The organism is Polymorphospora sp. A560 (assembly GCF_045781765.1).
In the GTDB taxonomy this organism is placed as follows: Bacteria; Actinomycetota; Actinomycetes; order Mycobacteriales; family Micromonosporaceae; genus Polymorphospora; species Polymorphospora lycopeni.
The window spans coordinates 5,177,835-5,191,559 of the sequence record NZ_CP122282.1 but is presented as its reverse complement, the minus strand read 5'-3'; the positions used below and the strand labels follow the sequence as shown (position 1 = coordinate 5,191,559).

The window sequence follows — 13,725 nt, the reverse complement described above, 5'->3', positions numbered from 1 at the left end:
GGCGGGACGGGCGTCTGGCGCGGCCGGCCCCGGACGCCGAGGATGGTGGTGACCGCGTGCGGTCGGAGGACGACGAGACCGTGGAGGCCGCCGTGCAGGTCGTCGACTCACACGTGCACTTCTGGGACCCGGCGCGGATGGACTACCCGTGGCTGGCCGCCGTACCGGCGCTGCACCGCCCCTACCGGCCATCGGACCTCGACACGGGCGGGCACGAACTGGCCGCCGCGGTCTTCGTCGAGGCCGGGCGCGCCGACGGCGACGCCGCCCGCGAGGTCGACTGGGTCGAGGAACTGGCCGCCGACTGGCCCGTGCTGCGGGCCGTCGTCGCGCACGCGCCACTCGAACAGGGTGCCGCCGCGGCACCGCGCCTCGCCGAACTGGCCGGACGCCCCCTGGTCCGCGGCGTACGCCGCAACGTGCAGGACGAGCCCGCCGGCTTCGCCACCACCGACGCCTTCGTCACCGGTGTCCGCTCCCTCGCCCGGTACGGCCTCACCTTCGACCTGTGCGTACGGCACCACCAACTGGCCGAGGTCACCACCCTGGCCCGCCGGGCGCCCGACGTCACGATCGTGCTGGACCACCTGGGCAAGCCGCCGGTCGCCGCCGCCCGACCCGGCCCGTGGCGGGCCGACCTGGCCCGGCTGGCGGCGGCACCCAACGTGGTGTGCAAGCTGTCCGGCCTGGCCACCGAGGCCGCACCCGGACACACCACCGCCGACCTCGTGCCCTACCTGGCACACGCGCTGGCCGTGTTCGGCGCCGACCGCTGCATGTTCGGCGGCGACTGGCCGGTGTCGACCCTCGCCGTCACCTATCCGGACTGGCTCGGCGTCGTGACCGCCGCGCTGGCCGGCCGCCCGGAGTCCGAGCGGTCCGCGGTGTTCGGCGGCACCGCCCGCCGCGTCTACCGCATCGGGAGCTGACCGGGAAGCGTCAGTGGCCCGGGCCGGCGGAATCCGGGTCGAGTTCCCGCAGCCGGGCCGCGACCTCCGCCGCCTCCGGGGTGCCCAGCGCGGCATAGCCGTCGAGCGCCACCCTCCAGTGGGTACGGGCGGCCGCGGGCTCGCCGAGCGCGGCCCGGGCCCGGGCGATTCCGTCGTGGGCGCGCGCCCGCTCGAACGGCTCGCCGAGACCGGTGGCCAGCGTGAGCGCCCGCTCGTGGTGTGCGGCCGCCTCGACGGGGTTCCCCAACGCGCACAGGCTGTTCCCGACGCCGTTGAGCATCTCGGTCTCACCGTGCTGGTCGTCGAGGTCACGGGCGATCGCCAGCGCGGCACGGTAGGTCGTGAGCGCCTCGGTGTCGTTGCCCAGCGCGTGATAGGTGGAACCGAGGTTGCCCAGTGTCCGGCCCGCGCTGATCCGGTCGCCGGTCTCGTCGGCGATGGCGAGCGCCTGCCGGTGGTGGTCGATCGCCTCCTCGAACCGTCCCATCCGTTCGAAGGTCGCCCCCAGGTTCCCCAGCGTGAGCCCTTCACCCGCGCGGTCGCCCAGTTCGCGGGTGATGTCGAGATCCTGCCGGTAGTAGCCGATCGCCTCCTCGTAGCGGCCCAGCCGCCAGCAGACGTTGCCGAGGCCGCTCAGGTTCGCGCTCTCGGCGGGCCGGTCGTCGAGCGTCCGGCAGACCGCCACCGCCTGTTCGTGGCACTCCAGGGCCTCCTCGTAGCGGCCCAGCCACAGCAGGATGTTGCCGAGGTGACCGAGGGTCCGGCCCTCGACCCGTTCGTCGCCGGTGGCCCGGGCCCCGCTCAGGGCCTGCCGGAGGTGGTCGACGGCGTCGTCGTAGCGGCCGAGCCGGAAGCTGGTGACACCGAGGTCGCTCAGCGCCCGGGCCCGCCGGACCGGGTCCTCGCTCCGGCTCGCGAGCAGGTGGACGATCCCGGCGTCCTGGTGGTGCGCGCCGAGGTCCAGGTAGCGGAAGAGCAGCCCGGACAGGTCACTGGGGAACTCGGGTACATCGTGGCCGTTCGGCTGCTCCACCGCGTACCGCGCCGCCGCGAGCAGGTTGGTGCGGGTCCGGTCCAGCCAGTCGCCGGCGGCCGACCGGTCGGCGAACGCGGGTACCGGCACGCCCGGGTCCGGTACCGCCGGTCGCCGGTGCCCCTCGTGCGGCGCGTACCGGTCCATGGCCCGCGCCGCCGCGTAGCGGTAGTGGCCGAGCAGCCTGGTCAGCGCGGCCCGCCGGGCACTGGCCGGGTCCCCGTCGCGGGCCCGCTGCCCGGCGTAGATCCGGACCAGGTCGTGAAGCTCGTACCGGCCGGCCGCCGGTCGACGCAGCACGGTGGCCGTGACCAGCGCGTCGAGCCGGCGGGTCGCGGTGGTCACGTCGGTGTCGGCGAGCGCCGCCGCGGCGTACTGGTCGAGATCGCGGCCGGGATGCAGCGCGACGAGCCGGAGCAGCCGCTGCTGCTCGGCCGGCAGCCCCTGATAGGACAGCGCCAGCGCGACGTCCACGCCACGGTCCAGGCGGAGCGTCCGGCGTTGCTCGACCAGCCGCTCCAGGTGGTCTTCGAGGGTCCACTCCGGGTCGACGCGGATCCGGCCCGCCAGCAGGCCGAGCGCGAGCGGCAGGTGGCCGAGCTGCTCGGCGATGCGGGCGGCGGTGTGCGGCGCGGCGTCGATCCGGTCGGGGCCGGCCGCCCGGCGCAGGAACGCCAGCGCCTCGTCCGCGGTGAACACGTCCAGCCGTACCCGGTGGGTGACCCGCAGGCCGGTCAGTTCGGCCCGGCTGGTGACCAGGGTGAGGCCGGCCGGGCGGTCGGGCAGCAGCGGCCGGACCTGTTCGGCGCTGGCGGCGTTGTCGAGCACCACCAGCGCCGGCCGGTCCGCCAGCATCCGCCGGAACTCCGCCGTCCGGCCGGCCAGATCGAGGCCGTGGATCCGGTCGCCGGGCACCCCGAGCCGGCGCAGGAAGGTGTCCAGCACCGCCGCCGGGTCGGCCGGCGGCAGCTCGGGATCGTAGCCGCGCAGGTCCACGACCAGCTGCGGGTCGCCGTACCGGCCGGACCGGAGCAGCCGGTGCGCGGCATGGACGGCGAGCGCGGTCTTGCCCACTCCGGCCATGCCCTCGATCACCACGATTCCGGGACCGGGGTCACGCAGCCTGTCGAGTTCGTCGTCGCGTCCGCTGAACTCGGCGAGGTCGGCCGGAAGCGTCTCCATCGCGGGTACCACGACCGCGTCGCCGTCCCCGCCGGTGATCGCCCGGTATGCCTGCCGCCACCCGCCGGCCGCCGCGGCGTCGCCGACCTGGTCACGCAGCACCGCCGCGATCTCCTCGACCAGCTCCACGTCGAGCCGGCTGCGGCCGGGCTGCAGTGATCGGTAGACGGTGTTGTAGGCCGGCAGCTCCGGCACGCCGCGCCGGCGGCGGGACCGGACCACCCGGCGGTGCAGCTCCCGGTAGGACAGGCCCGACCAGGCGTGCAGCCGGCGCAGCCGCCGGACCAGCTCGTCGAGGGTACGCGCACCGGCGGGGCCGGGCGGGGGATCGGGGACCGGCTGAGCCTGATCGGCTTTCTGGACCGCCACCCCGCCATTGTCGGCGATCCCGCTGGAGCCGCGACAGCGGCCTCGGGGAAGTCCGGCGGCACGTCGTTGGTCGAGTTTGATCGAAGTTCTCGACCGCCACCGGACGGGCTGCCATCGTGCCGGGCATGGTCCGACGGGTTCCGGTCGACGACCGTCCACCGGAACGCCGCGGGCGACCGGTCGAGGAGAAGGGGCCGGGTGCGGTGAGCGGTGCGCCCGTCGAGGGCGGCGAGTCGGTCGTGTTCCTGTCCCGGTTCGGGCGGCGCTTCGCCGCCGGCGTACGGCTGGCGGTTCTCGGCCCGGTCGCCGTGCTCGGGCTGGTCCGGGCGACCGGTGAGCACCTGGTGCCGACCGCCGTCGTGGTCGGCGGCGTGACGGTGTGGAGCGCGGTCTACGTCTGGTGGCTGCTGCGCCGCTCGGGACTGTGGGCGACGGCGGTCGACGTCGCGGTGATGGTGGCGGCGTGCCTCAGCATCCTCTGGACCGACTCGGCGGTGGAGGGCAACGTCGGCTGGATCCGGCTGCTGGTGAGTTTCGCGTGTGTGGCGTACCAGTGGCACACCCCGCTGGTCCACGGCGTGGTGGCGACCGCGGGGGCGGCCGGAACACTGCTCGCCGTCGTGCTGCTGACCGGCCCGGCGGCGGACGTGGTGAACGCGGCGATCTGGGTGCTGGCCATCGCGACGCTGTCCCGGACGGCGTGGACGCTGGTCGTGCGCGGGGCCGGGAGCGCGGACCGGCTGGCGCTGGAGGCGGAGGCGGGCCGCAAGGCGCAGCGGGTCGCCGCCGCCGTCCGGGCCGACGAACGCGACCTCGTGAACGCGCTGCACGACACGGCGGCGTCCACCCTGATGATGGTGGGTGGTGGCCAGGTCCGGGCGCACGACGACTGGCTGCGACCGCGGGCACGGCGGGACCTGGAGATGCTGCGCGCGTACGGCCGGCAGGCACCGTCGCGGTCCGACCTGGTCGAGCTGCTGCGGGTGGAGGTGGCGGCGGTCAACCGGCTGCCGGTCCGCTTCTCCGCCCCGCCGGTCCTGCCGGTGCCGGGCCGGGTCGGGCGGGCGGTGGCCGACGCGGCCCGGGAGGCGATGAACAACGTCGTGCGGCACGCCGCCGCCGGCGAGATGCGGGTACTGGTGAGCGGGGGCGGCAGCCGGCTGCGGGTGGACGTGGTCGACGACGGCCGGGGGTTCGAGCCGGGCCGGGTGGCGCCGACCAGGCGCGGGCTGCGTGACTGCGTACGGGGCCGGGTCGCCGCGGTCGGCGGCACCGTACGGATCACCTCCCGGATCGGTGCGGGCACCACGGTGTCGCTGGAGTGGCGTGGTGAGTGACCAGCACCGGGCCGTCATCGAACGCACGACGCGGGCCCAGCTGATGGCCCGGCTGCGGATCGGGATCCTGGCCGCCGGGACCGGTGGCCTGCTGTTGCTGAGCCTGCCGAACATGCTGCGGGACTGGGAGCGCTACGAGTCGGCGTGGGCGCAGGCGTGCGCGTTCGCGATGCTCGCCGCCGTGCTGTGCGTCGAGGCGGCGCTGGTGTTCCGTGGCCGGCTCGCGCCGGTCAGGTGGCAGTGGGCGGCCATCGGCACGGTGGTCACCGCCTCGGTGCTGTCGTACGCCGCGCTGCCGTACGGGCACGCCGCCACCGCCGGCGACTGGATCTTCGGCCAGGCCAACTGGGTCGGGCTCGCGCCGCTGGTCGGGCGGCCGCTGCCGGTTCCTCTCGCCTTCCTCGCCCTGCACTGGGGCATCGCGTTGACGAGCATGCTGCTGAACACGGCCGCCGACCGGGCCACGGTGCTCCGGTTCGCGACCGGGTCGATCGGCGTCATCGGCTACCCGCTGTGCATGGCGGTGACGGCCGCGGCGTTCCAGGGGATCGCGCGGTCGGCGGCCGCCGCGAAGTGGCAGACCGAGCAGGTCGCCGTGGTGGAGGCCGCCGCGGTCGAGTCCCACCAGCGACGGCGGCAGCGTTTCGCGGACCTGGACCTGAGCATGGTCCCGCTGCTGGAGGGGCTGGCCACCGGGCGGCTCGACCCGACCGACCGGGGGGTCCAGCACGACTGTGCCATCGAGGCGGCCCGGATGCGGCGGTTGTTCGCCGAGGTGGACGTCGTGCCGAACCGGCTGCTGCACGAACTGCGACACTGTGCCGACGTCGCGGACCGCAAGGGCGTACTGGTGGAGTTGGACACCCGGGGACAGTGGCCCGAACTGCCGCCGCCGGTCCGCCGCGACCTCACCGAGGCCCCGCTCACGGTCCTCGCCACGGCCGCCTCCTGGGCCCGGGTCACCGTGGTCGGCGGACCCGACCTGGTCTGTGTGAACGTACTCGCCGACTGCGGGCCGGTGGACCTGCCCCGGCCGGTGACACCGCAGGTACGACTCGACACGTTTCGCAGCGAGGAGCAGCTATGGGTGGAAGTGCGCTGGCAGGCGGACGCATCACCGCGGTGATCGTCGACGACCACGCCGCGATCGCCGCCGGCGTACGTTACTGGTGCGAGCAGGCGCGACCGACGATCGAACTGATCGACGCACGGGCCCGGATGGCCAACGTGTGGACCGGGCCGGGCGCCGGCGCCGATGTGGTGATCTTCGACCTGGAACTGGTGCCGAAGAACCCCGCCTTCGGCGAACTGCGCCGGCTCGCCGATTACGGCCGCCGGGTCGTCGTCTACTCCCAGCACTCGGACAGCCCGACCGTGCTGAAGTGCGTCAACCTGGGCGCGCTCGCATACCTGACCAAGACCGAGGGGCCGGAGCACCTGGTTCCGGCGATCCGCGCGGCCGCGGCCGGCCGGCCGTACACCGCGCCGTCGCTCGGCGGGGCGCTGGCCGGTGACGACGACCCGGGCCGCCCCCGGATCTCCCATCGGGAGGCGGAGGTGCTGCGGGCCTGGTTCGCCGCCTCCTCCAAGGAACTCGTCGCCGCCCGGCTGAGGATCAGCGTCAAGACCGTCGACACCCACATCGAGCGGGTACGGATCAAGTACGCCAACGTCGGCCGAGCCGCCCGTACCAAGAGCGACCTCGTCACCCGCGCCCTCCACGACGGCCTGATCACGCTCGACGAACTCGGCGCGGCACCAGACCCCGTGTCGTGACTGTGGGGTGTTCACCTGACACAGCGTGTGCCCGGTCTTCCATACCGTCGGCGCTGGGCAAACCCGCCCGCGCTCACAGGAGGTACGACCTTGACACGTACAGCCAGACGGCTGCCCGGGCTACGACACATCGTGGTCGCGCTCGCCGCGGCGCTCACGCTCAGCATGTTCACCACCGGTGCCGTGGACGTGGCCGACACCGCGCGCCCGGCCGCCGCCGATGCCGGTCCGGTCGTCGACGACTACCCCTACCGGGGGCAGAGCAGCGGCGTCGACCCGTGGAACTACTACAAGGGACAGTGCACCTCGTTCGTGGCGTGGCGGCTCAACGACCGCCTCGGCATCGACTTCACCAACCGCTACAAGGGGCAGCACTTCAGCAACGCCAACACCTGGGACGACGCCGCCCGACGGGCCGGCCTGACGGTCAGCGGCACGCCACGGGCGGGTGCGGTCGCGCAGACCGACGCCGGCTCGTTCGGCCACGTCGCCTGGGTGGCCCGGGTCAACTCGAACGGCACGGTGCTGATCGAGGAGTACAACTGGGCGACCCCGAGCGGGTACGGCACCCGTACGGTCCCCGCGTCCAGCTTCCGCTACATCTACTTCGGCAACCCGCCGGCACCGGCGCCGGATCGGCCGGCGGAGAGTGTGAATGGTGACCGGTTCGAGGATCTGGTGGCGGTGGATGCGAACGATGTGATGTGGATGTATCCGGGTCGTTCGGCGGGGACGTTCGGTGCGGCGGTCCGGGTCGGGTCGGGGTGGATCGACAACTACAACCGGATCGCGGTCGGTGACTCGAACGGGGACGGGTTCGCGGATCTGTTCGCGACGGCGACGGACGGGGTGTTGTGGTACTGGCACAACGACGCCAAGGGTGGTTTCGGTTCCCGTACGCAGGTTGGTCAGGGTTGGAAGACCGTGCAGTGGTTCACGGTCGCGGATGTGAACGGTGACGACAAGGCCGACATCCTGGCGAAGGTCGGTGACTACCTGAACCTCTACGTCGGCACGGGTCGGGGTCAGTTCGCGGAGCCGCGTCGGGTCGGTACGGGCTGGAGCCAGGTGTCCCGGTTCGCCGCCGGTGATGCCGACGGTGACGGTGACGCTGACATCTGGGGGACGAAGCCGGACGGGACGTTGCTGTTCTGGAAGGGCAACGGCCAGGGTGGCTTCACCGCACCGGTCGTCGTCGGCGGGGGCTGGCAGGGCGTCCGCGAGTTCGCCGTGCTGGATGTCAACGGCGACCGCAAGGCCGACATCGTCGGCGTGAAGGCGAGCGACAACACGTTGATCCGCTGGACCGGGGACGGTGACGGCACCTTCGCCGCACCGGCCCAGATCGGCCACGGCTGGTCCACCCACCGCCTCGCCAACTACTGATCCACCACTCAGTCACCACCACCCGCGAATCGCGGTCGATGGCGCATGCCCAGAATCGAACCCCAGGAGTTGTACGTGAAAAGACGTCTCCTTGCCCGGCTGACCGCCGCGGCACTCATCGGCGGAATGCTCTCCACCGCGCTGGTGAACAGCGCGTCGGCGGTCCCGCCCGAGACATACATCAGCAGCTACGCCGCCTCCGCCCAGACCGTGCAGCAGCAGTACGGCGTGCCGGCATCGGTGGCCCTCGGCCAGTCGATCCTCGAATCCGCGTGGGGCGAGAGCCGACTGACCCGCGAACGGAGGAACTTCTTCGGCTTCAAGTGCACCGCGTCGAACGCGCCGGGCCCGATCGCGACGAGCTGCCACAACTATCCGACCCAGGAGTGCGGTCCGTCCGGCTGCTACACCGTCAACCAGTACTTCCGCGGGTACGCCAGCAGCACGGACTCGTTCCGCGACTACGGCCGGCTGCTGCGGACCGCGCGGTACGCGGCCGCGTTCGACCACGTGGACGATCCCGACCAGTTCATCCGCGAGGTGCACCGCGCCGGATACGCCACCGATCCGGAATACGCGAACAAGGTCATCAGCCTGATGCGTACCTACAACCTGTACCGCTTCAACACCACCGCCCCCGACCGGCCGGCGGAGAGTGTGAATGGTGACCGGTTCGAGGATCTGGTGGCGGTGGATGCGAACGATGTGATGTGGATGTATCCGGGTCGTTCGGCGGGGACGTTCGGTGCGGCGGTCCGGGTCGGGTCGGGGTGGATCGACAACTACAACCGGATCGCGGTCGGTGACTCGAACGGGGACGGGTTCGCGGATCTGTTCGCGACGGCGACGGACGGGGTGTTGTGGTACTGGCACAACGACGCCAAGGGTGGTTTCGGTTCCCGTACGCAGGTTGGTCAGGGTTGGAAGACCGTGCAGTGGTTCACGGTCGCGGATGTGAACGGTGACGACAAGGCCGACATCCTGGCGAAGGTCGGTGACTACCTGAACCTCTACGTCGGCACGGGTCGGGGTCAGTTCGCGGAGCCGCGTCGGGTCGGTACGGGCTGGAGCCAGGTGTCCCGGTTCGCCGCCGGTGATGCCGACGGTGACGGTGATGCTGACATCTGGGGGACGAAGCCGGACGGGACGTTGCTGTTCTGGAAGGGCAACGGCCAGGGTGGCTTCACCGCACCGGTCGTCGTCGGCGGGGGCTGGCAGGGCGTCCGCGAGTTCGCCGTGCTGGATGTCAACGGCGACCGCAAGGCCGACATCGTCGGTGTGAAGGCGAGCGACAACACGTTGATCCGTTGGACCGGGGACGGTGACGGCACCTTCGCCGCACCGGCCCAGATCGGCCACGGCTGGTCCACCCACCGCCTCGCCAACCACTAGACCAGGAACAGAGGAGCCGTGAACATGCAGACAGTCAGGAAACCGCGGGCGCGAGCGGTCGTCACCGCGGTCATCGGGATACTCACCATGCTTGCCGCGTACGCGGTGCAGGACGCGACCCTCGGCACCCGTACGGCCCACGCCGCCACCCGTGCCGGCATCGTCGCCGTCGCCGAGGGCGAGGTCGGCAACTCCGAGGCCAACGGCCGCTGCCAGAAGTACGGTCCATGCATCACCACCGCCTGGTGCGCGATGTTCGCCGAGTGGGTCTGGCGCAACGCCGGTGTCTCCCCGGTGTTCACGACCGACGTCGCCACCGGCGTCGGCACCTGGGGACAGCAGCAGGGGCTCTGGAAGGCCCGCCCCTCCGGCGGGACCGGCAGCCCGGCCCCCGGTGACGTCGTCGTGTGGGGTACGCCGGGCTCCGGTGTGGGAGGCCACGTCGGCATCGTCCACACCGTGCACTCCGACGGCACCATCACGACCATCGAGGGCAACCAGAACGACGCGGTGGTCAAGCGGCGCATCAACCCGGCCACCCAGCGGGCCGGCGAACGCGACGTCCTGATCAGCGGGTACGTGTCACCGCCGAACATCTCCGTGCCGGATCGGCCGGCGGAGAGTGTGAATGGTGACCGGTTCGAGGATCTGGTGGCGGTGGATGCGAACGATGTGATGTGGATGTATCCGGGTCGTTCGGCGGGGACGTTCGGTGCGGCGGTCCGGGTCGGGTCGGGGTGGATCGACAACTACAACCGGATCGCGGTCGGTGACTCGAACGGGGACGGGTTCGCGGATCTGTTCGCGACGGCGACGGACGGGGTGTTGTGGTACTGGCACAACGACGCCAAGGGTGGTTTCGGTTCCCGTACGCAGGTTGGTCAGGGTTGGAAGACCGTGCAGTGGTTCACGGTCGCGGATGTGAACGGTGACGACAAGGCCGACATCCTGGCGAAGGTCGGTGACTACCTGAACCTCTACGTCGGCACGGGTCGGGGTCAGTTCGCGGAGCCGCGTCGGGTCGGTACGGGCTGGAGCCAGGTGTCCCGGTTCGCCGCCGGTGATGCCGACGGTGACGGTGATGCTGACATCTGGGGGACGAAGCCGGACGGGACGTTGCTGTTCTGGAAGGGCAACGGCCAGGGTGGCTTCACCGCACCGGTCGTCGTCGGCGGGGGCTGGCAGGGCGTCCGCGAGTTCGCCGTGCTGGATGTCAACGGCGACCGCAAGGCCGACATCGTCGGCGTGAAGGCGAGCGACAACACGTTGATCCGCTGGACCGGGGACGGTGACGGCACCTTCGCCGCACCGGCCCAGATCGGCCACGGCTGGTCCACCCACCGCCTCGCCAACTACTGACCGCGGGTGCGTGAACTGTGCCGGCATGTCGATCCGCCGACATGCCGGCACAGCCGCGCCTATGACCGGCCGTACCTCCGCGATGGCCACCGCTCGACGCCGGACCGCCCGCGCGAACCGGTGACGTAACATGGCCGCATGTCGAGTCCTGAGGCATCCAGGGTGGGGGCTTTCGGTCACCCGTCAGCCCCCTGAACCACTGAAACCTCGACCTGCCGGCGCGGACCGCACCGGCGGGTGGCGTTCGGGGCCGGGCCCTGCCGACGCGGTGACCGAGATGACGTCCCACCAGCTCTCGTCACCTCGGAGTACTCGATGCCTCTGCCGCTCTACCTGCTTGCCGTGGCCGTGTTCGCCATGGGCACCTCGGAGTTCATGCTCGCCGGCCTGGTGCCGGACATCGCCACCGACCTCGGCATATCCGTCGCCACCGCCGGACTGCTGACATCCGCCTTCGCCGTCGGCATGATCGTCGGTGCGCCGCTCATGGCCGCCCTGGCCCGTACGTGGCCGCGCCGGATCAGCCTCCTGGGATTCCTGGGCGTGTTCCTTGCCGCGCACGTCGTCGGCGCGCTCACCGACAGCTTTCCGGTCCTGTTCGTCACCCGCGTCGTGGCGGCGTTCGCGAACGCCGGCTTCCTCGCGGTCGCGCTCACCGCCGCCGCCGACCTCGTCCCCGCCGACCGCAAGGGACGTGCCCTGTCGATCCTGCTCGCCGGTACGACCGTCGCCACCGTCGTCGGCGTACCGGGTGGGGCACTGCTGGGTGCGCTCCACGGCTGGCGGGCGACGTTCTGGGCCGTCGCCCTGCTGGGGCTGCCCGCCGCGCTCGCGGTGGTGCGCGGCATCCCCGCCGGCCCCGGCCGCGCCGGCGACCCGGGTGGCCCGTTCCTGCGGCACGAACTGGCGCGGCTGCGGCGACCACGACTGATCGTGGTCCTGCTGCTCGGCGCGCTGGTCAACGCCGCCACCTTCGCCACCTTCGCCTTCCTGGCCCCGATCGTCACCGACGTCGCCGGGCTGGGGCCACTGTGGATCTCGACCGTGCTGGCCCTGTTCGGTCTGGGCTGCTTCGCCGGTGTCACGGTCGCCGGCCGGTTCGCCGACCGGCACCCCGGTGCCGTGGTCGCCGGCGGCGGCCCGCTCCTGCTCGGCGGCTGGATCGCACTCGGCCTCACCGCCGACGTACCGGCGGCCCTGCTGGGCCTCGCGTTCACCCAGGGAGCGCTGTCGTTCGCGGTCGGCAGCACCCTGATCACCCGGGTGCTCTACGAGGCCACCGGAGCCCCGACGATGGCCGGTTCCTATGCCACCGCCGCCCTCAACGTGGGAGCCGCCGCCGGGCCCGCGATCGCGGCGGCGACGCTCACCGCCGGTGCCGGCCGATCGGGACCGGTGTGGGCCAGCGCCATCCTGGTCGCGCTCGCGCTCGTCCTCGCGCTCCGGTTCCGCCACGTCGTCGGGCGCGGCACCGGCGAAGTCCGCCGCGACGACGCACTATGAGTCGCGCGCCTCGAGCACGGCGAGGTCCCGTTCGGCGTAGAGGCGGTGTTCCCATTCCTCGTTGAGGACGATCAGCAGGCATTCCCGCACCGGAAAACTGTCCGGCGGCGGCCACCCCGGTGCCACCACCGGCCGGGTGTGGCCGCCGAGCGTCTCGTCGGTGAGGCCGTCGACGACCTCGCGGACGGTTGACATCCGGTCGCGGCGCAGGTCGAGGACGCTGTCCAGCGAGGGGCGTGCGGCCCGGTCCCTGGGGATTCCCGCCGTCTCCGGCATCTCGTCCCACGGCAGGCCCAACGGATCCCACGGTGCCGGATCGCCGAGAATGGCCCTCCTGACCCACGCGTCGGTGGCGAACACGAGGTGGCGCAGGGTTTCGACGAAGGACCACTCGCCGTCGACGGACTCGTGCAACAGGTCGGGGTCGAGACGTCGGGCCCGTGCGACGGTGCCGGCCCAGAGCCGCTCGACGGTGTCCCACGCCTGCCGGAAGCCGGCGGCCGTGGCCGGGCGCATCTTGGCCCGGTCCGGGTACCGCCGGTCCAGTTCGGCGTCGATCAGCGGCCCGACGTCGACGCCGTTGACCGTCAGGTTCGCGATCTCGCCGTAGATGTCGACGTCGACCAGTTCGACGCCGCGCATCACCACGCCGGTCATCGCCACGCCGCGCAGGCTCGCACCGCTCAGGTCACTGGCGCGGAACCGCGCACCGCTGAGGTTCACCCGCTCGAACCGCGAACCCCTGAGATCATCGCCGATGAATTCCACCATGCCGCGACACTAGCGACGTTCGCGCTCGTCGGTGTGGCGGTTCGCCCCGCCGCGTGGGTCAGCACATGACGACGCCGCTGGACTGGTAGAACCACTGGAGGGTGGCGATCGACAGCGCCTCCCGGTGCCAGTACCGGAACGTGTAGGTGAAGACGAGGGACGACCGCACGTACGCGACGCGCTGGCCGACGAACCGCTCGGTGCTCCCCACCGGTAGGTGGATGTCACCGGGACTGGTGCATGCCTGGGTGCCGGTCCCGTCGGTCGCGGTGATCGTCGTGGTGGAGACCAGCGAGTCGCCGGAGCACCTGGCCACCAGGCTGCGCTGGTAGTAAAGGTTCGATGTGGCGCTCACCTCCTGCACCATCCAGTAGCGGTAGGTGTAGCCGCCGTTGGACCGGTTGCCGATGCGTGACCAGGTGAGTGCGAGCGGCCGGCCGATGCCCGGCGGTTCGCTGAATCCGTCGGCCCAGCACAGGGGGTCGCGGGCCTGCGTGGTCGGCTGGGCCGACGCGGGAGTCGCCACCAGCGTGGGTGCGGCGAGGCCGAGCGCGAGACCGAGTGCGAGGAGCACCGTTCGCAGACGGTGGAAGTGGAGCGTGGGCAGGGTGCGATCAGCGGCCATGGCCATCTCTCCGTTCGCGCGCCGACACGCGTGGCCGCGCGG

General features: G+C 72.1%; 11 protein-coding genes. 8 read left to right on the top strand and 3 right to left on the bottom strand.

The annotated features are described in order from the left end of the window. Positions 1-56 precede the first annotated feature (56 nt). A complete protein-coding gene (locus QCD66_RS23010) occupies positions 57-929 on the top strand; it encodes an amidohydrolase family protein (RefSeq protein ID WP_375736231.1) in 873 nt (290 codons plus the stop codon). A 10-nt stretch (positions 930-939) separates the two neighbouring features. Here QCD66_RS23010 and QCD66_RS23005 read toward each other — a convergent pair whose 3' ends face one another. Then, entirely contained in the window at positions 940-3,534 is a 2,595-nt protein-coding gene (locus QCD66_RS23005) for a tetratricopeptide repeat protein (protein WP_375736232.1), read from the bottom strand. Between the two features lie 125 nt (positions 3,535-3,659). Here QCD66_RS23005 and QCD66_RS23000 point away from each other — a divergent pair, with 125 nt between their 5' ends. From QCD66_RS23000 to QCD66_RS22970, 7 genes are all read left to right on the top strand, one after another. Beyond that, positions 3,660-4,871, top strand: coding sequence for a sensor histidine kinase (locus QCD66_RS23000; protein WP_407566773.1), 1,212 nt, complete (start codon positions 3,660-3,662; stop codon positions 4,869-4,871). Continuing rightward, complete coding sequence (locus QCD66_RS22995; protein ID WP_375736234.1) at positions 4,864-5,997, top strand: hypothetical protein; 1,134 nt, start codon at positions 4,864-4,866, stop codon at positions 5,995-5,997. Before QCD66_RS23000 ends, QCD66_RS22995 begins: the two co-directional genes overlap by 8 nt. Next, positions 5,955-6,647, top strand: coding sequence for a response regulator transcription factor (locus QCD66_RS22990; RefSeq protein WP_357515134.1), 693 nt, complete (start codon positions 5,955-5,957; stop codon positions 6,645-6,647). The genes QCD66_RS22995 and QCD66_RS22990 overlap by 43 nt, the downstream gene beginning before the upstream one ends. A gap of 90 nt (positions 6,648-6,737) precedes the next feature. Beyond that, positions 6,738-8,033, top strand: a complete 1,296-nt coding sequence (locus tag QCD66_RS22985; protein WP_407566772.1) for an FG-GAP-like repeat-containing protein — start codon at positions 6,738-6,740, stop codon at positions 8,031-8,033. Between the two features lie 75 nt (positions 8,034-8,108). Beyond that, positions 8,109-9,425: a glucosaminidase domain-containing protein gene (locus tag QCD66_RS22980; RefSeq protein ID WP_407566771.1), complete on the top strand. Its 1,317-nt coding sequence runs from the start codon at positions 8,109-8,111 to the stop codon at positions 9,423-9,425. Between the two features lie 24 nt (positions 9,426-9,449). Continuing rightward, positions 9,450-10,784 (top strand): FG-GAP-like repeat-containing protein, encoded by a 1,335-nt coding sequence (locus QCD66_RS22975; RefSeq protein ID WP_407566770.1) that lies wholly within the window; start codon positions 9,450-9,452, stop codon positions 10,782-10,784. 315 nt (positions 10,785-11,099) lie between these two features. Next, positions 11,100-12,287 (top strand): Cmx/CmrA family chloramphenicol efflux MFS transporter, encoded by a 1,188-nt coding sequence (locus QCD66_RS22970; RefSeq protein WP_375733080.1) that lies wholly within the window; start codon positions 11,100-11,102, stop codon positions 12,285-12,287. Here QCD66_RS22970 and QCD66_RS22965 read toward each other — a convergent pair. Together QCD66_RS22965 and QCD66_RS22960 are read right to left on the bottom strand one after the other, a co-directional pair. Continuing rightward, positions 12,282-13,058 carry a DinB family protein gene (locus QCD66_RS22965; protein ID WP_364212475.1) on the bottom strand — a complete coding sequence of 259 codons (777 nt, stop codon included), beginning with the start codon at positions 13,056-13,058 and terminating at the stop codon, positions 12,282-12,284. The two genes, QCD66_RS22970 and QCD66_RS22965, sit on opposite strands and share 6 nt — an antisense overlap. 58 nt (positions 13,059-13,116) lie before the next feature. After that, on the bottom strand, positions 13,117-13,683 hold the full coding sequence (locus QCD66_RS22960; protein ID WP_375733081.1) for a hypothetical protein: 567 nt from the start codon (positions 13,681-13,683) through the stop codon (positions 13,117-13,119). Between the last annotated feature and the right edge of the window lie 42 nt (positions 13,684-13,725).

Coding starts and splice junctions, on each gene's coding strand:
- QCD66_RS22965 (WP_364212475.1), bottom strand. CDS start 13,058: ATGGTGGAATTCATCGGCGATGATCTCAGGGGTTCGCGGTTCGAGCGG.
- QCD66_RS22970 (WP_375733080.1), top strand. CDS start 11,100: ATGCCTCTGCCGCTCTACCTGCTTGCCGTGGCCGTGTTCGCCATGGGC.
- QCD66_RS22975 (WP_407566770.1), top strand. CDS start 9,450: ATGCAGACAGTCAGGAAACCGCGGGCGCGAGCGGTCGTCACCGCGGTC.
- QCD66_RS22990 (WP_357515134.1), top strand. CDS start 5,955: ATGGGTGGAAGTGCGCTGGCAGGCGGACGCATCACCGCGGTGATCGTC.
- QCD66_RS22960 (WP_375733081.1), bottom strand. CDS start 13,683: ATGGCCGCTGATCGCACCCTGCCCACGCTCCACTTCCACCGTCTGCGA.
- QCD66_RS23000 (WP_407566773.1), top strand. CDS start 3,660: ATGGTCCGACGGGTTCCGGTCGACGACCGTCCACCGGAACGCCGCGGG.